The following is a 19193-nucleotide window of genomic DNA, read 5'->3' as shown; positions in this document are numbered from 1 at the left end:
TCCTTTACTCAGCATTGCCGAGTGCTAGCGGTGAAGCCTGATAGCCCGCCTCGGCAATGGCGGCGATGATGGTGTCAGTATCTATATCGGCGTCGTTAAATTGGATGTTTGCTAATTTAGCGGCCAAATTAATCTCGACCCCATCAATACAGTCAAGGTCACCGAGCGCCCGAGTGATTCTGCCTACGCAGGCGCCGCAGTTCATGCCCTGAATCGACAATTGCAAAGCTGCTTTATGGTGAACAATACTCGCGGTGTTACTTGTAGATACGCTCATGATTAAGCCCTCAGTTGATCGAGGCTTGATCATCGACCTTACCACAATGGCAAGGTCAAGGGTTTAATTTGAAATTATCCGGCGAGGCGCTCACGCTCTCTGCCAATGAGTATCGGCGCGCTGAGCTGCTCCCTTACTGGCGTGATTGTTTGCGGGGCAAATACGCTGAACTGCATTAAGCGCAGCCGCAAGGTTGCGCCAATCTGAAAGCGGGGCACATCGTGGTGTAAATGGGGCAGCTCGACACGAAGCGTAGAATGGCTTTGGCCAAAAGTACTATGCGCAAAACTGACCTCGGCGCGCACTATCGGCCCGGTGCGTTGAATGCTATTTACCACCACTTCAATGCCCACTTGCTCGGCGTCGGCAATGCGTAAATCGCTGGGGCGAGCATAAACATCGACAGCGTCATCCTCAAGTGCGGCAATCTTCTGCACAGTAGTTAGGTGATAAAGAGCGCGTATTGACGAGGCTATGGCGGAATACAGAGCTGAACAATATTTGTTCGACTCTTATAGCTTTATGCAAAGTAAATGCCTATCATTTCATTTCTTTGTTCATACTTTCTTTACGTCGATTTTTGACTCCGGCCTTGCCAAAGCTAGGGCTTATCACTGCACCGCCCAATTCATGATTGTCATATTTGCAGCGCTATACTCAATGCCTGCCATATTAAACTGATTATCGCTGCAAGCACGTTTGCTGCCACCAAAGCGTCAAATACGCTCATTATCCAATAGGATTGTTTTTATGCAAAAGCTCACCGATGTCGGCGAAAACCTAGTTAACGGTATCGCTTCGCGCTACGGCCTTAGTTATGGCGCGGTTGTGCATATGCTCGTTGCCGTTAATAACGGTGGTAGCTCCATGGCCCAATTCAATTGCCCAGAACTCGGTGGCTCGGGACAGTGGATGCGCGGTGGCATGACCATGGTTGGAGATATGTTTAATAACAGCCTCAAAACAACGGTTAATAATTTATGCAACGAGCTGGCAGGCGTGCTGGCCAATAATCAGATGTTTCCGGTTATCCCTGCGGGCACACCTGGGAGTAATCAATGGTGGCCAGCGGAGCTGGGCAGTCCGTTTAGCAGCGGGGCACAAAATAATAACCGTTATGCGATTTTCCCCAATCGTCTAGCAGTCGAGTTAAATGGCCAAGTCTCGGTATACGATACACTTAATCACAATATTGGTGGAGTGAGTCAGCAGCAAAGTGGCAGCCAAACACTGACATTTAGCAGCCAGTTTGGCAATATCTCTACTCTTAGCCTGCCCTTAATTTCTGGGCCAGGCGCGCCGACTCCGGCCCAGACAAATTTCGCGCAGCCAAATAAATTTAAGCAAAATCCGCCTGCGCCGCAAAATATCCAGGCGGCTAATAACAGTGATTCGAATACCAACAACACCAATTACGATGTCAATCAAACCTTGGATTTGCTTAGTAAATTGGCGCAACTGCGTGATGCTGGCGCCTTGTCAGAAGACGAATTTAATACTAAAAAGGCGCAGTTGCTCAGCCGCATTTAGCAATTCTTCGATTGCCAAATGGCGCCCTCTTTTTGAATATATTGTCTTTCTTGATCTTCTCGATCCAGTTACTGGCTTAATTACTGACAAAGTCAGCATTAATGACTGCGTAAGTCGTATAAGTGGTGCTACCGGCGGGCAATTATTTATTAATCAACTGGCAGTCGATGGCATCGGCACTTGTCAGCCAGGAGTATAATAAGGAGCGGAAAGCAGGATGTCATTCCTCGCTTTTTCGCAACCCAGCTATATGCCTGAAGGTTAAAACTAAAACTTTTCAGGCCTTATCACTTCTACGTCGCTCATAAAAAGAATCATCGCGTAATTAGCGTAATACGTTTCTTTAAGATGACTGGCAATCTGGCCGGCAATAGCAGCATCACTGATCACTTCTATCCGAATATTACCGTTGGCATCCCAAGCCGCATTGCGCACGCCGCGGCCGCCTTTGCCCCGTGCATCGGTAATGGTGTAGCCCTGAGCACCGAGGCGTTCAATATCTTTGACTAAAATATTTTCTAAGGCCGCTTCCGTCACAATCGTCAGGAGTTTTTTTATGTTGTCGCTCATTTATTCAAGCTCCAAAAAAGGCGTGGATGTATTCAGCCATCGCGTAATAAATTGGAATGCCGATCACCACATTGAAAGGGAAGGTGATGCCCAATGATGCGGCCAAGGACAAGGTTGGATTGGCCTCTGGCACCGAGATCCGCATTGCGGCTGGCACAGCGATATACGACGCACTGGCGGCGAGAATGGCCAGCATTGCGGTGCCGCCCACGGAGAATCCCAGTAAACAGCCAGTGGCCGCACCAAGAACCGCCGACAACATCGGCATGCTGATCCCGAAAACAATCAGGAAAAGGCCATATTTCTTAAGACTGCCCACGTGCTTAGATGTAATTAAGCCCATTTCCAAGAGGAAGAGCGCCAATATCCCTTTAAATAAATCGAAGAACAGGGGTTTGATAGATGCGAGTTGCTCTGCACCAGCAATCCAGCCAATCAGCAGGCCGCCGATCATGAGAATAATGCTCTTGCCAAGTAACACTTCGTGGCCAACTTGGGCCCAGTTGGTTTGCTTCGAAAAGCCTTTGGCGATGACAATTCCCACCAGAATCGCCGGAATCTCCAGCATCACCACAAAAAGCGGCATTTGCTCCTCATAATAAATTCCTCTCGCACTCATATAAGCCACCGCAACCGCAAAAGTACCCATACTCACCGAACCGTAGTGTGCAGCGATAGACGCCGCGTCCACGCGGCTAAAGCGTCCGAGGTATCGGAGAAGGGGAAAGGCGATTAAGGGTAAAAGGATGCCTAGACCGATTACCGCCAACATTTGCGGTAGGAGTTCTAAGAATGGCTGTTTGGCAAGTTCAATACCGCCTTTCATGCCAATAGTGAGCAGCAGCATAATACTGACTAGATCGTAAATCGCGGGGGGAAGTCTCAGCTCAGAGCGCAGTAAACCGGCGCTAAGTCCGAAGATGAAAAATAAAATGACGGGATCCAGCATGTCACACTTAGCCTCTCAGCAGACACCAAGCTCAGTAGCTTAGTGATTGCGCGCAATCTAGCGAAAGCCAGGGAAATAAGCTAATGATTTCCATGGCGCGGATCTATATTGTCCCAGGGGAATATTCACACAGGCGCACCGCAGCCTAAAGTAAAAAGCTTAGTGTGAGTGCTCAACTCGATCCCGGCAAAACTCGTCAGGGAACTCCAATTCAATAGTGGTGTGACTAAGCTGGTATTTTGCCATTGCAGCCGCAATATCCGTTTTAAGTAATACCAGCTCGGGCTGCGCGTAATGCTGATTGAGGAGCAGGTGGACCGTGAGTACGTGGTGTTCGCCGTCTAGCGACCAGAGATGAAGGTGGTGGATGTCATGGACTTGAGCGATACCCAATAGATCCGCTTGGATTTGACTACGTAAGGCGGGGTCTGGTGTTGCCTGTAGGAATAGACGAAGAGTTTCAAGTAGCGTTTTCACTACGTTAAACAAAATAAACAAGGTAAATCCGATAGAGAGTAGGGGGTCCAAAATTGGCATTTCGACGACCATCAATACCAACGACAATACTAATATTGCCACCCAGCCCAAGACATCCTCCAACAAATGCCAATTGAGCATTCGTTCATTGAGCGTTTTGCCCTCGCTTAATTTATAGGCGGCATAGCCATTTACCGCGACGCCCAATACGGCCAAACCTAGCATTCCGGTTGCATTGGGCATTTGGGGGTTTGCCAAGCGCGGGATAGCCTCACTTAATATCCAAATGGCGCCAACGATCAGTACCACCCCATTTATTAATGCGCCAAGAAGGGAAAATCGGCGATAGCCATAGCTATAATGTTGGCTGGCCTCTTTGTCGGCGACTTTATTCAGCAGCCATGCCGAGCCTATTGCCAAACAATCACCAAGATCATGGACAGCGTCGGCCATAATCGCAGTACTATTGGTTAAATAACCACCGATAAATTCAATAACGGTAAAGCCAAGGTTTAAAGCGAATGCCCAGCCGATGCGTTCTGAGGCGCTATGATGATGGTGGTCGTGCATATTTCACCCTAGATTTGGAAATGCCTAGCCAAAAAGATTAGGCCTCAGAAAAACAATAGCCTATGCTGCGTGGCAATGTCGAGAGAGGAAGTTCTTAACACTAATTCAGAATCACAATACAAAGAGAAAGGGTTGTCGCCATGCCGAAACTGGCTTTACTCCGTTTTATCCCATTCCGTCGCGCAGATATTTTGCAAATGTGCGAACAAGAAGGGCAGTTAGATGCCGCAGCGCTTGCCCATTTTAAAGTCGGCGCGGCGCATATTGAACGCTATTTCCGCGATGAATTTCATCGCGCTAAACATGCCTTGAAAGATGCCTATGCAAGCCTAGATCCCGACGCGGACACACGTCTTGTCGATCTCAATGAGCAAGAAAACACCGGTGACCTTGCCAGCCAAGTATCCGAATTATTGAATCGAGCAAACTACGACAAAGTCACACCAGAAATACTCTCCAAGGCCATGGACTCCGCGTCGCTATTCGATATTCGGCTGGTGGTTAACCTCGATGATTTCGCTGAGGTTTTGCTCTATACCCGCGGCGCAAGTGAACGCCAGGAGGAAATACAGGGGCCATTTAATCTGTGGCGCAGGACCGTTAATTTTATCAATTACGACCGAGTGGTACTTTTCCTACGGTTCAAAACTTCACTGACTGAAGGCGATACGCCCGCCGGCTGCCGCCCTGGTTCAACGATGCTCAAGTTATTTCAAAATGTTCCTGATGCTGATCTCGAAATGCTCTTTCCCAATACCCAGGTTGGAATGCGCCTGCGGGACAAACTCATGATTGGCGTACCTGCCTTGGTAAGCGGCGGAATCGTGCTTACCACTAAACTCGGCGCGACGCTTGTATTAACCGCCTCGTTACTCGGGTTTTGGTTGGGCTGGCAAAGCGAGGCGGTCGAATTAGATCGCAATGCGATTATAGTGCTATTGGCCGGTGCCGGCACAATAGGCGCCTACCTATGGAAGCAATTCAGTAATTTTAAAAATCGTAAATTACGATTTACAGAAGCACTAACGCGGAATCTCTACTTCAAATTACTCGACAATAATGCCGGCGTTTTATACCGCTTGCTTGATGATGCTGAAGAATCCGAATGTAAAGAAAGCCTGCTAGCGTACTATTTTTTATTGGCCGCACATCAGCCTTTATCAGCCAAGGAATTGGACCAGCGGATTGAAGTATGGTTTTCGCAACGCTGGCAATGCCAGCTCGACTTTGATGTTGACGATGCCTTACAAAAACTCAGTCAATTGAAATTGGCCTATTTAGAAGAGGGGGCATGGCGGACATTTCATCAAACTGACTAAGATTGAAGGCAGAAAAACCAATAAACAGTTTCACTATGACACAACAATAAAAATATGATCTTGGCCGTTCAAGGTGTTTTGGAGGTTCTATAAACTGCGGTGAAAGTAATATAGAACCTCCAAACTGATACTAGAGAACACCACCAATTAAGGGTGCACCAGAGTTCAGTAGGTCAAGTGTAACGGGTAATACACCGCCGAGTACGCCACCGCTCGTTGTCATAACAACGGGCAGGACCGTATCCAGCGGTAGCTGGCCAGTCATGGGTAATACCGTGTCGGCTAGGCTAAAAACAACAGGTGTGCCACCGCCTAACAAACTGCTTGTTAAATCGGTAACTACTGGCAATACCGAATCTAACGGCAATTGCCCTACCAGCGGTATTACAGTGTCTACTAAGCCAAGTACAACAGGGGTTACCGAGCCCAGTAGATCAGCTGAGGGGAGACCACCACCGAGTATGTCGAGTGTTGGTAGACCACCAGTGCTAAGCGGGCTGCCAAGTATTCCAACCAGTGTTTGAGCTTGACTTGCGGTACTCATTGATAAGATTGAAGCTAGGATAAGACTATGTACTTTCATTGCAACTTCCTCGTGTAGTTTAAATCCCTATGACACATCCGGTGCGCCTACCCTAGTTAGAGCAAGTACAATGCCAATGAAGCTTCCATCGCCTCGCTCGGATAGCCTTATACACCTAAAAGAAGTCATAACACGCTTTATACTTAGGCATAGCGGTACTCTGCGATTTCCTATGATTACAATCGACATCGCTTATTGTGATTGGGTTCGCAAAACCCTAAAACACCGCAAAATTACAGTGTGAAATAGCAAAAATCACAATCGCAATGCATTGGCGCAATCAATACGTATTTGAACCAATGAGGGGCACTTTGCAAGTTACCAAACACTAGGAAATGTGTGCTAATACAGCGCACGGTCAGCCCTTAAGCCGCGTAGAGCCTGAGCACAGGCCGCAACAACCTAACAAGATATTCATGGCTGCGTTCGCAATCCGCATACGCTAAGCTAACGAATCTGTACGAGTTCGATCACACCCACCTAAATTTGACTTAGGTATCATCACCAAGGATCACTACATGCTAAATTTTAGTTTTGCCAATAGCACCCGTATTCATTTCGGCGAAGGTCAAATCAAGGCAATCGCCAAAGAGATTCCAACTGATGCAAAGGTGCTATTGCTATACGGTGGCGGCTCGATAAAAAGCAACGGGATTTACGATCAACTTACCGCAGTACTCGTTAACCATTCAGTAGTGGAATTCTCAGGCATCGAGCCAAACCCCAGCTATGAAACGCTGATGAAAGCGCAGCCCTTGATTACAGAACACCAAGTTGACTACATCTTGGCGGTAGGCGGCGGTTCGGTAATTGATGGCGCAAAATTTATAGCCGCCGCAGCCTGTTACGAAGGCGATGATCCATGGGACATTATTGCGAAGGGCCAAAGAATAAAAGCGGCGTTAAGCATTGGCGCTGTCTTAACCTTGCCGGCAACAGGTTCTGAGAGCAATACCGGCTCGGTGGTTACCCGCGATGGTCATAAAGGCGCGTTTGCGAGCCAGCACGTTCGACCAAAATTCGCGGTACTTGACCCAACGGTAACCTTGAGCTTATCAGACCGCCAAATAGGCAATGGGGTTGTCGATGCCTTCGTTCACACCGTGGAGCAATATCTCACTTACAGCGTTAATGCCAAGGTGCAAGATCGATTTGCCGAAGGACTACTGGAAACCCTAATAGAGGAGGGCCCCAAAGCACTTACGCCAGCAACCAAGAATGACATAGCGGTTCGTGCCAATATTATGTGGGCAGCGAGCTTAGCGCTTAACGGTTTAATTGGCGCGGGCGTTCCTCAAGATTGGACCACCCATATGATTGGTCACGAGCTAACAGCAGCGCACGGTATAGACCACGCTCGTACATTGTCCATTATGTTACCAGCGGTATTAAAAATTCGACGTGAGGTTAAGCGCGATAAGCTATTGCAATATGCGGCACGTGTCTGGGCCATTGACACGACCGATGAGGAAGCGGCGATTGATAAAGCCATCGCGGCGACTGAAGGCTTTTTCATTGCGATGGGCATGCCTATACGACTCGCCGACATCAAATTGGGCCAGGAGCACATTGATACACTGCTCAACAATCTTGTTCAACACGGGATGGTGAAACTCGGTGAGCAAGGCGCTGTTACGCCGGAGATCAGCCGACAAATACTCGAAACAGCTTTGTAAATCGAGCTGGCTTTGCGTGCGCGCCTTAGGCGCGCCAAGGCATAGCTTGCAACTATTTTTAGCCCACTAAACCGAGGCCAAACGATGCTTACCGTCCATCATTTAAATCAATCGCGTTCAAAACGAATTATCTGGTTATTAGAAGAATTAAAGATGCCTTACGAAGTGGTGCACCACCAACGCGACGGACAGACCAATCTCGCGCCGGCAAGTCTGGCGGCAATCCATCCCCTAGCAAAATCGCCTGTTGTTGTTGATGGTGACCGCACCCTGTGTGAATCAGCTGCGGTGATGGAATACTTGCTGGATCACGCCGCGCAACAGTCGCTACGCCCAGCCAAAACCGATGAAAACTACTATGACTACCTTGAGTGGCTGCATTTTGCTGAAGGCTCACTAGCAATGCCCGTTATTATCAATATGATCATGAAAAAAGAGGAGCGGGCGGGTAACCAGCCGTTAGACGGCTATATAGGCAAAGAGCTAGCACTCGATTTCAATTATATAGAAGCTACGTTGAACAGCCGCGCCTACTTTGCCGGCGATATGTTCACCGCAGCGGATATTATGATGTGTATGATTTTGGAAATCGCCGACCATCACTGTTTACTTAGTACCAAAACGGCTACATTGGCCTATTTAAACAAGTTACAAAATCGAGCGGCCTATATTAAATCGGCCAGCTACGGCTAAAGGCGTAGGGCAACTTCAGCGCGCTGATCCTTGTAATTCGGTGAATTATTGCCATGATATAGCGTCAAACTAAAAATAAGATGCCCTATGCCAAAATTGCTGATTTTCCCACACTCACATTTTTGCGAGAAAGCGCGCTGGGCGCTGGATTACAAAGGCATTGGCCATGACGCTGTTGCAATTGTTCCCGGACTTCATTTAATGACGGTACGCAAAATTGCAGCAGAATCCTCCGTACCAGTGCTGGTTAATGATGATGGCACAGTAATCCAAGGCTCCAGCGCAATAATCGACCAGCTCGATGCAAATTACCCAGACCGTCAATTGAGCCCAGCTACCGAGGAAGAAAGGCAGGCTTGCGCTGCAATCGAAAAAACGATGGACGTACAGCTGGGCGTGAATATTCGTCGTATTTTGTACAGCAGTCTACTGGATTACCCTGCGTTCATTCGTAAATGTTTTACACACTCAATGCCCAGCCACAAGAAACTCGCTTATCGGTTTCTAGCGCCCAAACTGCACAAAGCGATTTACCAAATTTATGTCATCTCGCCCGAGAAAGTTGCCAAAGCCCACCATGAGTTTGAGATTGCCATGGATATCATGGCAAAGCGAATTGAACAAAAACCTTACTTGGTGGGAGACAAATTTAGTCGTGCCGACTTATCTGTCGCGGCTATGCTGTCGCTGCTAACGCAACCACCAGAGCATCCTTTTCCATGGGGAGACATCCCTGACCCTGAGGCACAGGCATTTTGCGAGCGCTACCGGGAACACTCTGTTAGCCTTTGGGTGAACGAAATATACCGGCAATACCGCTAGGCGAATACTTCCCTATAATCTGCTGGGCCTCTCTTTTTACACTCAGTTTAGAAAGGCCAAAACACCTCGGGCATACGTCCTTGTTTTAGCAGCGATGCCAGATCCATTCCTACCGCCACACCCGCATGCACAAAAAAACCACCCCATATTGATACGGATCGCAGGGCCAAAATACCTAAAAACAAACCAAATAAAATTGCGCCACCGGCTTCTGGCCACAGTTTTGGGAAATGAATCATTAAGTAGGGCACACACATTATCCAAACCGCATTAGCGCCGACAGCGGGCCGCAGGGCTTGCAGGAAAAACCCCCTAAAAAAGAACTCCAAGCAAATAAATTGAGTAAGGTAAAGAATCTCCCACGCGAGTAGGTCGAACCAACTGCGGCCAGCCAAGCGATAAAAAGGGTAGTGAGCTACAAAGTCCCGACTCGAGGAGGCAATGAAAATAAACACCAAAATCGGTGATAGTAGCAGTGCATAACCGCGCCAATGCGCAGTTGTTGCATTCCAACGCCATCCAAAATCAGCCACGGGCAACTTAATATATCGCTTTATAACGAGCGAGGGGATCAAGACATAGCCAACGATATGCCACGCCGTCCACCATGCGTAGCTAATCAATTCCACAAAACCGGTCTGGCGAAGAGCTAAGTAAAAATAGTTGGCTGGTTGATCAATAAACTCGCTCAAGGCCTTTAACATAGCCAAAAAAACCGACGAGTACTTTAAATAGTGGATCATTAGCAAGCAAACCGATACACAAGCTAAGACCGTAAACACCCGGCGCAAGGCCTCAGGCCGGTTTAGAGTGTAACTGGGTGAGGTGGCGTCAATGTCATCTAAGGCCAGTAGAATTTGCTTAGGGTGAAGGCGGTTACTGAAAAATGAGCCAGCTTTCATTATTTGCTTATTCATCAAAGGTCTCAATTAATTTGCTTAGCGCTATACCGCGACCATTCTACAAGGGTTTTAATCACAACGGTCAGCGCTGCCGTAAATCAATTTTCATCTGGCAAAGAGTATACAAAGCATCGACAAGATCAGCTAAGCTTGCGGGCGAACCAATGCAGAGACCAAGCCTAATGGCGCCAATACCGTGTTAAACATTGCAACTATTAGTCGGACCACCATCTACAACCTGCTCACACTGTGTGTAAGCCTATTCATAGCGTGGCATTTGTTGTTAGCCTGTAATTTTTTATACGGGTTTTGGCACGACAACATCGGGATTGCAGAGAATATTCGCCAATTCGGACCAGAAAACATTTATCGTAGCGGCTTTGCGGATACCAGTCGCGCAGAGCGTATCGAGCTGTTCGCGCAGATTTGCCACGCCATTAGCAACCACGGCGCCGGCCTGGCCGACATCAGCTATGTGGTCGCAAGCACCGGAATCAAGGCGCCACTTCTGCATCGGGCGGAAATCATTCATTTACAAGACGTCGCCAATTTAATTACCGCCCTGCAAAAATGGGAGCCCGCACTATTTATGCTCTGGACCGGGCTGATTGCGCTGTTTTTGGCAAAGTCATGGCCGACACCCACTTACCGTCAGATATTGCTTTCCAATGCGATTTGGCTTGCTGCCGCAGGCGTACTCATAGCGGCAGTAGGGTGGGTAGCCGTCTTCTACAAGCTCCACGAACTTATATTTCCTGATAATCACCAATGGTTCTTCTATTACCGTGAATCGCTGATGTCGACCATGATGAAAGCACCCGATTTATTTCTTTATATAGGCTTATCTTTAGGCGCCGTTACCATACTCATATATACACTCTTACATTTAGCAATACGGAGAATCGCCGAGCACCTAGCGGTCTCGAGAACGACGTAGGCGGCCGAGTAGAGGCACCACCGTGTCTTATTCTGCCAGCCCACAGATCAAAAGCACTAAAATTGCGCGCACTAACTTCATGCGCCCTAGTATTTCTTCCGTTGTCATCCTCACTCAAAACAGCGCAAAAAATATTACTCAGCAATAAAAAACTTCTACAAAGCAGCCCTAAGCCTCCCTATGACTAGAGTTTAAGGTCGGTTTACCAAAACGAAGCTGGTACTGGTATCAATATTGCTTTAGTCAAATAAATACCACAGCAATAGAGACAATCGGGGCCCATGTCTAAAAGTAAAACGATGTACGGCATTTCCAGAATCGACGACGAGGTTTATCGAACCCACGCGTGGAGAGTTAGCCTCCGGCGTCAAAACTCACTAATAGTTAAAAACTTCCCTGACAAATCTTACGGTGGCAAAGGCAAAGCCCTGATCGCTAGCAAAGCCTACCGGGACGAAATGATTGACCAATACCCCCCAACAACCCGCCAACAATTTTGCAGCACCCCTAGGCGCCACAACACGTCAGGCATACCGGGCGTCTATCGATACGCGAAACGTTACAAGCTAAAAGACGGCTGTGTTAAAGAATTGTGGTATTGGGAAGCCCATTGGCCGGACAAAAAGCCAGGTGAGTTCGGTAAAGCAACATTTTCTATCCAACGTTTTGGCGAGCAACGAGCGAAGCAAATGGCGATAGCGGCGCGCGAAACTGGTGTTCAGCAATTAGAAGGTGTGTTTTGGGCCTGCGAGCGCGGCGGCGCTAAGGTCGCATAGATACTATGTAACAGCTACCTGGTAATTTTTAGAAATCAGGTAGCTAAACAAAATACTCTATTTAACATAATATACATTATGCGAAACTAGCTCTGAGGGTCAGGGGGTTGGATTGAAAACTATCAAGTAGAATCTAATAGCTTATATCAACGTCGAAAGAAATAACGCCATATTAAACCAACCGCGCTACTCATTAGTGCTGCCGAAATGCCATAAAATACTAACTCAAACGAGGAAAACCAATTAGCATAACAATGGCCTGAGGCACGAAAATACGGCGCACAGTAATCCCGTTCAACCCACAAGAAAAATACGATCAACATTGTCGCTATCAATATTTCAGCGAGTGCTATGCTGAGCCCAAACAAAAACCATTTTTTCATGTATCCATCTCATCTGTGGCCATATATGCCTAACGATGATTATTCATGCGAGCCGTCGCTCATCTCGCGCAATGGACATGTACTACTTTTAAACTCGACGCCCGGTTGCGGGCCTGGGCGTCCCAGGCTTAATAAACTAGGTTTGCTTCGCTCAAATTTCGCTTCACAATTATTGTTGTAGAAAACTGTTAGCGAAACCAGATTAATGCTTTCTAATGTGATTGCGACAAATTGGTGTTCGCGAACAAAATCAACCATCGTATCTAAATCTCTTAGATGAACAGCCGACGGTGCCAATGCTGAATACCCGAAGTTACTCCAGCCGAGTAAAATGATAATAGATACCCGTTTAACAAACTTCATATTTCCATGTTCCTACATTTAATGTGTCGAGTTGCCGAACAATTAATCTCCAAACTAAAATCACGTCTAAAGCAATTATTATAGGTGTTGTGACGTTTCAATCAGCGCGCGTTCAATTTCACGGACGGTCCCTAAGGCATAACCACTTTCGTCCAGCTTACTTTGGCGATAACTGCTGGCCAGCTCCGAAATCGCGGGTAAAACTCGGCCAAAATATTGGTCTAAATCCTCCGATTCAGGCGACCGCAATATGACTTCACAGGCAGTTGCTGCATTTTCAACCTGCCAGCCAATATCACCCCAGTGGAATGATTTTTTTTGTTTACGGCTCGCATCCTCAAATTGCTTAACGAGTATCGCATTCATTTCAAGTTGCACGCATATTTTATTCGCCCGAGATTCGGCCATCAGCGCCCTCTTGGCCTTAAAAAAGTAAGATGCCTTGAACATAAATCGAAGATAACTCAAGGTTAGTTTCAATTTTAGCTTAGTCCAGCGATTCACAGGCTTCCCTTTTAATGCAGTCTATCGATAATTGTATTTGGTGAAGGGCAATAAGTCGTACTCATTCGCGCTCGATAACGTCAACCTTGAATGTATCAAGACTAATTTCAACGTTTACTAAGCGGCCCCACCAATCGCAGCCCGTAATACAAAGCGTCCCGGAAAGTACATTTTCACTTGGCCGGTCAATATTGCTAATCGCATTAAAGGATTTGCTATTTCCCAGTACGTAATACCAAACAGCCCAATGCTTATCCTGTTTAAACATTCCAAGGGAAAACGAACCGTATATGGGGTTTCTATGTTCAATAATTACCCAGCGACGATTTTTTACAGTTTCCTCAAAGGCAATAACCTCGTTAGCGCGGGCTTCTGCGACTAACTGATCCACCTGAGCGGTGTCCTCAATTAACCTTGGATCAAGCTGAGCTGCTGATGTATTTAGATACAGGCCAGTTTGAAACTCGCCAAGTAAATCACGCCAATTATTCCCTCGCAATTGCTGTCGGATAGCACCGCTAAAATCACATTCGCAATTAACGGCCGCGCCATCCAAACTCCAATTACTGGCAGCAGTAGCGCAGCCTTCAAGCTCATCAATGCTCTCTACACCGTCTACATTCGGAAGTGTTATTAATTGCCAACTAGCGTCTTTCCTCAGAACATAGCCCTGTTCAATCCCGACTCCCTCTAGGACTTCTGTCACGATGAAACTTGGAAAACGAGTACTTTTCTCAAGACATACATCGTATAACTCACCGCGATTCATTGGTCGTTCAAAAACATTATTTTGATCAATACTGAGAGTTAAGCTTCCGGGGTCATCAAATCCACTAGAAATGCTAATCACCATTGCCTTTTCGCCCAGCGCGGACAGCTGCCAATTACGGTTAGAAGCCTCTAGTGCGTGGCCGAATTGAACGGCAAAAAACAAAAAATGAAATACCAATATGCGATTCGCCAGTTCTGTGAATACCATCTAGCTATCACCTAAGACATGCATCATTAATGAAATTACAAGCCAGCAAAGAAAAACATATCGCACTTTGGCAGCATAGGCCTTAAAAATGAGCGCCACTATCTCAATATATCCATCAGGGCTTCGTAACAACAATTTTTATTTTATTCTCCTGAGGGATCTGCCCTGACATACCTCGGGACATTTTATTGTCAGGGAATACCCATGTTTCGCCTAGGCTATTGGCCGTTATATAGCAAACCTCACCACCAAAAATAACGCCAGGAGAGCGAAACGGTATCAAACTACGCTCATCCTTGCAGGCTATACTCGCAATTTGGGGAGAGATCGAGCTGACGCCGGGGTAAAATCCCCACCACCCCGGAAAACCATTACTTACCGCTAATATTTCTTTGGTTTCACCAAGTGACAGGTAAATAGCCGTAGTATCGTTTTTTGTCTCTATAAGAGATTCATAACTGGCTCTACTGCCAGCACAGCCCTGCAGTAATACGCTGATGACAAGTAATATAATTATCTTAACGTGCATGGTATGAACCCTGGACAGAATGTACTTTAAAAGAAATAACTGATGCAGCACGATTAACACCCGCTAGCACCCCATAGGAATACTCATATTAATTACGGTTACCACATTCCAACCAGTAGCCGTTTTCTCCTCAATCTTTAGACGGACGGTACTAGATGAGATTTCTACAGGCTTATAACCGTCCGGCCAGCCCTCGCCCTCTAATATACTTACCCACTCCTCGCCGCCCACACGTAATACCTCAGCTTTAAGTTCTTCATCGGATATCGTCGGAAAACAATCGACGTTAATTGCATCGAAATCAGGCAGTGAAAACTCCCGGCCCTTTGCTTCCGTAATGCTGAACCAGTCAGATGTGCAGTGTTTCCAATCAGTTAGATCGAGGTGAGGGCCTTCCCCAGTAACCGACATACTGGTTTCTAGTTGAATTGTAGCGCGATAGTTATTCCTATTTTTACTAAGCAATATTAAGGTGCCTTTCGACAGACTGTCGCCAATGTCGAGAGAATCGTCTATCGCCTTTTTGAGTGGCGCAGAGTACTTGATTGTTTTCTGAGGCGAGGCTTCAGCGCTGGTTAATAGCTCAATACTGTCGAGTGCATAGCTGAATGTGGGTAACAAGATGCCGAGTAGTACGATGCAATACTTCATAATTCTGCTCATCTTAATCTTGCCGATACAAATAGTTAGGACCAGCTTAGCCAATCCATTACGTCGCTAGCAATAGTTTACCGTGATTATTAAACATCCACATTACTGCACAATACTTCGTGATTTCGTTATTCCTCATCCTGCGCTGCACCCTTACCCCCATAGCTAGGTGATAATGTATCGCCGCTGCGTGGACTCAACGTCATGTGATTTTCAAATATTTCTTGGTAATTCCTCCGGTAATGAGTTGCTGCTTATTGCGAAGCTATCCGTTTATTTTACAGAAACAAGCGTATCTAACAGCCAAAACACGCTCTTTACAAAGATGAAAATATGTCGATACTGAAATGTGTTTCGATTCTACATAGGACTTAAGGTGGTTTTTAGCATCATTATTTTTGCGAGCACCATGGCGTACTCGATGGTAACCAACGATATTGTCATCGGCATCCCTGCATTTTTACTCGGGTATTCATCGAATGAAGGTGAGCTTAGATTTTTAGCTATTCTGGCGTCGGTAGCGGTCATTCTAGGTTGCCTTTACCGAATGATGACCAATGATTTGATCGTTGAAATGGCCGATAACTGGCTACATGCGTCGCTCACGTTCTGGCTATTGATGTTAGCGTCGTTTAAAGCGTACTCAACTATCAAATAGCTGACACGCTGAACTCTTGCCGTTAAGAAGGATTTTCATTTTTGAGGGCACTAACTAAAGTTTGTATATTTGGAGGCATGGCCTAATCGCTGTAGCGACTAGGGAAATCACCTAAACTCTCTTACCACCTTAGCAATTTACGCACTTTGACTCCGGAAACCGCCTAGTCCCGACGATGTCATGTCCAATATTCCATATTGGAAAGCAAATACCGCGGCCATTGAACGGTTACGAACCCCTAATTTTCGATAAATATCTTTCACGTATCCATCCACTGTGTAGGTGCTAATGAATAAGATTTTAGCAATCGTCTTATTGCTGTGACCTAGAGCAAGTTCCTTTAGAACCTGAAGCTCTCGGGGTGTAAGCGGCAGCGATTCTGGGTACATTGGCTGATGGTTGGGGCTATCTAAAGGCATTTGGCTATCACTATTCCGTTGCGACTGCCGAGTATCTTCCCCCTCAAATAAGGGGCTGACAAATGAAAAAATACCGCACTTCGGATTAGTTTTACTTATCCGACCACTCTTCAGCGATAACAGCGACCAACCATTCATGAAATGCCATGATCACCTCGTCGTCGGCGTTATTATTGCGGTAAGCCAAAAAACATTCGCCGTGCGCGGTGACCATGTCAGCCAAAGGCAGTACCAGTTCATCGTCGTTTTGCATAAATTGGTATGACGTGGGCAGATACCCCATGGCAACACCGATATTGTTTTTTACGGCCTCAATACTCGCCTGCACAGTGCTAACAACGATCTCATTCGGCGTATCTGGGAGTAAATTCCACTCCGTTTGCCAGCGCGGCCATTGATAGGTGTCGCCGGAGATCTTAATAAGACGACAATTGCTGAAATCGCCTTTTTTTATGCCGGGGTGCTGCTCAAGGTAACTGCGATGACAAATTGGTGTTAAGGCAATTTTTACCAGTGGATGATACGTCAATTCCGGCTCGGTACCGCATTCATGGCGAATGGCGACGGTCGCCTCGGAGTTTTCTAAATCTATTCGGGACACATCGGAATCGATCTGAATATTCAATTCTGGATGCTTAGCTTGAAATTCGTGAATATTGGGAAACAGTATTAGGCTAGCAATATTCGGTAAGGTATTAATGATGAAGCGCCGCTTCTTCTTTTCCTTGCGCACGGCTAACGTCGCGCTATTAATTAAATCTAAACCCCGTTTTACGTGGAGGTAATAGCGCTTTCCGTCTCCAGTAAGGGAAATTTTCCGGTTTTCTCGTTTGAATAAGGCGACACCTAGATTTTCTTCTAAAATTTTGATCTGGTGACTGACCGCCGGTGGCGATACAAATAATTCCTCGGCGGCGTCCTTAAAGCTCATTCGGCGTGCAGCTACTTCGAATACACGAATCAGATTTAGAGAAGGTAAATGCTGGCTGGACATTATTGGGCAAGCTCAAGTGAATTATAAAGCGGCGAGCTTAAAGCAACACAGCCGCAGTGATGAACGATACCAAAACACACTCTCACGAGGTTTACAGAAACCAGACCGGCATCCTACGTTAATACAAACGAGTAGAATTAACGACAATATACTCACATTACTAACAGTGTGTATTTGGCTTTATTGGCGACTCAATGCGTCACGAAGAATAGATGCCATTTGGGGTTATGTCCAGTCGTAGCGGGCTTCTGGCAGGCGACCGTGTACTCGCGTCAGTAGACTCCGCCGCCCCATTCTTTGACTGCTAAAACAAAACTGTTAACACAGTCTGATATTAAATAGCGATTTCTGGGTAAACTACGCATCTAAGATTTACTCCGGCGTTTCCGCATTTAGCTACACCAGCTATGTAGCATATTAAATTTAAGAGTCGTTTTATGACTGCACAATTCCCAAACACAAATGAAGACCTTACCAAGCTTGACGAGATCAAACACCTCCCTGTCAGGCCAGTATTTATAATGGGTTTACACCGTTCAGGCACAACATTTTTATACGATTGTATTGCCAAGTCATTCCCATTAGCGCACTTGAGTTTGTACCACTTAATGTATTTTGATCGTCTTCTAACCAATAAGGCGAATGGGACTGAACAGCAAGATAAAGATCGGCTCAACCACTATTTTGCAGACTTAGGGATTAAAGATCGCAATATTGATGGCACTGAAATTAACGCCGATGCCGTAGAGGAATATGGATTCTTGCTTCGGAAAAAAACAGGTACATTTAAGCTATGTGATAAGAACCGAGCATTGTTCTCGACCATGTGCCAGAAGCTATTGGCAGTGCAAGAGGACAAACAAGCGGTACTATTAAAAAATCCTTGGGACACAGGTAACGCCAAGCGGATTCTGAGCTACTACCCAGACGCCCGCTTCATTTATATTTCTCGTGAGCCGATTTCCGTGCTCAATAGTATGCTCAATGCCTTACTTTCCTATATAGAAGGGCCACAACACTACCTCGAGACCTTACTCGATAACGGTAAAGGCCGCAGTGGCTACCGAGTGGGCTATATTGCGTGGATGGGTTTACGCGGTGTACGCAAAGCTATCGGCCGTAATAATAGCGCCCGCCTGACAAGGGGCTTATTAGCAAAGGACGTCGCCCGGCAAGTTGTGACGTACCGCAATGAGATAGCCGAAATGCCTGGCGATCGTGCTATCGAAATCGACTATAAAAGCCTCGTGGCCAACCCCTCCGCTACAATGGAAACACTGAAAACGCTTTTAAACTTGCCGATTACCGAAAAGCTCGGCGAATTAGAAGTTAAACAGCGTAACAATATAAATCCGGTTTTACGCAACTATCAGCAAGAGTTAGACATTTTGATCGCAAAGGCTGAAGTGGCCTAATACCGATATCCTCGGCCCCTCGCACCACCCTTATAGAACAGCCCTTCCCACTCTTTCTCGTATACAGCGCCTCAGCCGGGGCGCTTACCTATGCTAGCTGTTCAGATTAAATCCTCATCAAAATACTTCGCTACGACACATACACACTATTTGCCACCTTGCATTACCAAAAGTTCACACTCTTTAGATGCCGTGTATTACTGGCGAGAAATATCGA

23 protein-coding genes are annotated in these 19193 nt (G+C 46.6%); 9 read left to right on the top strand and 14 right to left on the bottom strand.

Annotation, left to right across the window (positions count from 1 at the left end; all coding sequences use genetic code 11):
• Positions 1-4: 4 nt before the first annotated feature.
• Together ABD836_RS03310 and ABD836_RS03305 are read right to left on the bottom strand one after the other, a co-directional pair.
• A complete protein-coding gene (locus ABD836_RS03310; RefSeq protein WP_344932374.1) occupies positions 5-277 on the bottom strand; it encodes a heavy-metal-associated domain-containing protein in 273 nt (90 codons plus the stop codon).
• Positions 278-351: 74 nt separating this feature from the next.
• Positions 352-714, bottom strand: coding sequence for a TOBE-like domain-containing protein (locus ABD836_RS03305; RefSeq protein WP_344932373.1), 363 nt, complete (start codon positions 712-714; stop codon positions 352-354).
• 313 nt (positions 715-1027) lie between these two features.
• Here ABD836_RS03305 and ABD836_RS03300 point away from each other — a divergent pair, with 313 nt between their 5' ends.
• Positions 1028-1807: an SHOCT domain-containing protein gene (locus ABD836_RS03300; RefSeq protein WP_344932372.1), complete on the top strand. Its 780-nt coding sequence runs from the start codon at positions 1028-1030 to the stop codon at positions 1805-1807.
• A 267-nt stretch (positions 1808-2074) separates the two neighbouring features.
• On the opposite strand, the gene ABD836_RS03295 is transcribed toward ABD836_RS03300, so the two are convergent.
• The 3 genes from ABD836_RS03295 to ABD836_RS03285 all read right to left on the bottom strand — a co-directional run bounded on the left by ABD836_RS03295 (position 2075) and on the right by ABD836_RS03285 (position 4373).
• Positions 2075-2377 carry a P-II family nitrogen regulator gene (locus tag ABD836_RS03295; RefSeq protein ID WP_344932371.1) on the bottom strand — a complete coding sequence of 101 codons (303 nt, stop codon included), beginning with the start codon at positions 2375-2377 and terminating at the stop codon, positions 2075-2077.
• 4 nt (positions 2378-2381) lie between these two features.
• Complete coding sequence (locus tag ABD836_RS03290) at positions 2382-3326, bottom strand: sodium-dependent bicarbonate transport family permease (protein ID WP_344932370.1); 945 nt, start codon at positions 3324-3326, stop codon at positions 2382-2384.
• Positions 3327-3485: 159 nt separating this feature from the next.
• Positions 3486-4373, bottom strand: a complete 888-nt coding sequence (locus tag ABD836_RS03285) for a cation diffusion facilitator family transporter (protein ID WP_344932369.1) — start codon at positions 4371-4373, stop codon at positions 3486-3488.
• 140 nt (positions 4374-4513) lie between these two features.
• Between ABD836_RS03285 and ABD836_RS03280 the strand changes: the two genes are divergently transcribed.
• Positions 4514-5692: a TMEM143 family protein gene (locus tag ABD836_RS03280; protein WP_344932368.1), complete on the top strand. Its 1179-nt coding sequence runs from the start codon at positions 4514-4516 to the stop codon at positions 5690-5692.
• Positions 5693-5822: 130 nt separating this feature from the next.
• Here ABD836_RS03280 and ABD836_RS03275 read toward each other — a convergent pair whose 3' ends face one another.
• Positions 5823-6275 (bottom strand): hypothetical protein, encoded by a 453-nt coding sequence (locus ABD836_RS03275; protein WP_344932367.1) that lies wholly within the window; start codon positions 6273-6275, stop codon positions 5823-5825.
• A gap of 518 nt (positions 6276-6793) precedes the next feature.
• On the opposite strand from ABD836_RS03275, the gene ABD836_RS03270 reads away from it, so the two are divergent.
• From ABD836_RS03270 to ABD836_RS03260, 3 genes are all read left to right on the top strand, one after another.
• On the top strand, positions 6794-7951 hold the full coding sequence (locus ABD836_RS03270; RefSeq protein ID WP_344932366.1) for an iron-containing alcohol dehydrogenase: 1158 nt from the start codon (positions 6794-6796) through the stop codon (positions 7949-7951).
• Between the two features lie 84 nt (positions 7952-8035).
• A complete protein-coding gene (locus ABD836_RS03265) occupies positions 8036-8644 on the top strand; it encodes a glutathione S-transferase family protein (protein ID WP_344932365.1) in 609 nt (202 codons plus the stop codon).
• Between the two features lie 87 nt (positions 8645-8731).
• Positions 8732-9466 carry a glutathione S-transferase family protein gene (locus ABD836_RS03260; protein ID WP_344932364.1) on the top strand — a complete coding sequence of 245 codons (735 nt, stop codon included), beginning with the start codon at positions 8732-8734 and terminating at the stop codon, positions 9464-9466.
• Positions 9467-9513: 47 nt separating this feature from the next.
• Here the strand turns inward: ABD836_RS03260 and ABD836_RS03255 are convergent, their stop codons facing one another.
• A complete protein-coding gene (locus ABD836_RS03255; RefSeq protein WP_344932363.1) occupies positions 9514-10383 on the bottom strand; it encodes a CPBP family intramembrane glutamic endopeptidase in 870 nt (289 codons plus the stop codon).
• A gap of 181 nt (positions 10384-10564) precedes the next feature.
• On the opposite strand from ABD836_RS03255, the gene ABD836_RS03250 reads away from it, so the two are divergent.
• Positions 10565-11305: a lipoprotein intramolecular transacylase Lit gene (locus ABD836_RS03250; protein ID WP_344932362.1), complete on the top strand. Its 741-nt coding sequence runs from the start codon at positions 10565-10567 to the stop codon at positions 11303-11305.
• Positions 11306-11586: 281 nt separating this feature from the next.
• Positions 11587-12081, top strand: coding sequence for an AP2/ERF family transcription factor (locus tag ABD836_RS03245; protein WP_344932361.1), 495 nt, complete (start codon positions 11587-11589; stop codon positions 12079-12081).
• A gap of 422 nt (positions 12082-12503) precedes the next feature.
• Here ABD836_RS03245 and ABD836_RS03240 read toward each other — a convergent pair whose 3' ends face one another.
• From ABD836_RS03240 to ABD836_RS03220, 5 genes are all read right to left on the bottom strand, one after another.
• Positions 12504-12827: a ssr3402 family protein gene (locus tag ABD836_RS03240; RefSeq protein WP_344932360.1), complete on the bottom strand. Its 324-nt coding sequence runs from the start codon at positions 12825-12827 to the stop codon at positions 12504-12506.
• Positions 12828-12905: 78 nt separating this feature from the next.
• A complete protein-coding gene (locus tag ABD836_RS03235; protein ID WP_344932359.1) occupies positions 12906-13235 on the bottom strand; it encodes a hypothetical protein in 330 nt (109 codons plus the stop codon).
• A 157-nt stretch (positions 13236-13392) separates the two neighbouring features.
• A complete protein-coding gene (locus ABD836_RS03230; protein WP_344932358.1) occupies positions 13393-14310 on the bottom strand; it encodes a hypothetical protein in 918 nt (305 codons plus the stop codon).
• Between the two features lie 115 nt (positions 14311-14425).
• Positions 14426-14839, bottom strand: a complete 414-nt coding sequence (locus ABD836_RS03225; RefSeq protein ID WP_344932357.1) for a hypothetical protein — start codon at positions 14837-14839, stop codon at positions 14426-14428.
• Positions 14840-14902: 63 nt separating this feature from the next.
• Positions 14903-15490 (bottom strand): hypothetical protein, encoded by a 588-nt coding sequence (locus ABD836_RS03220; RefSeq protein WP_344932356.1) that lies wholly within the window; start codon positions 15488-15490, stop codon positions 14903-14905.
• A gap of 376 nt (positions 15491-15866) precedes the next feature.
• Here ABD836_RS03220 and ABD836_RS03215 point away from each other — a divergent pair, with 376 nt between their 5' ends.
• Positions 15867-16148, top strand: a complete 282-nt coding sequence (locus ABD836_RS03215; RefSeq protein ID WP_344932355.1) for a hypothetical protein — start codon at positions 15867-15869, stop codon at positions 16146-16148.
• 137 nt (positions 16149-16285) lie between these two features.
• Here ABD836_RS03215 and ABD836_RS19480 read toward each other — a convergent pair whose 3' ends face one another.
• Together ABD836_RS19480 and ABD836_RS03210 are read right to left on the bottom strand one after the other, a co-directional pair.
• On the bottom strand, positions 16286-16537 hold the full coding sequence (locus tag ABD836_RS19480; RefSeq protein WP_425583015.1) for a helix-turn-helix domain-containing protein: 252 nt from the start codon (positions 16535-16537) through the stop codon (positions 16286-16288).
• Positions 16538-16658: 121 nt separating this feature from the next.
• Entirely contained in the window at positions 16659-17561 is a 903-nt protein-coding gene (locus ABD836_RS03210) for a LysR substrate-binding domain-containing protein (protein WP_344932354.1), read from the bottom strand.
• A 437-nt stretch (positions 17562-17998) separates the two neighbouring features.
• On the opposite strand from ABD836_RS03210, the gene ABD836_RS03205 reads away from it, so the two are divergent.
• Entirely contained in the window at positions 17999-18976 is a 978-nt protein-coding gene (locus ABD836_RS03205; protein WP_344932353.1) for a sulfotransferase family protein, read from the top strand.
• Positions 18977-19193: the final 217 nt, after the last annotated feature.

The sequence above is a fragment of the Zhongshania borealis genome, assembly GCF_039539625.1.
GTDB classification, from domain to species: Bacteria; Pseudomonadota; Gammaproteobacteria; order Pseudomonadales; family Spongiibacteraceae; genus Spongiibacter; species Spongiibacter borealis.
Note: the sequence above shows the minus strand (reverse complement) of the source record. Positions and strands in the feature narration are given on the sequence as shown.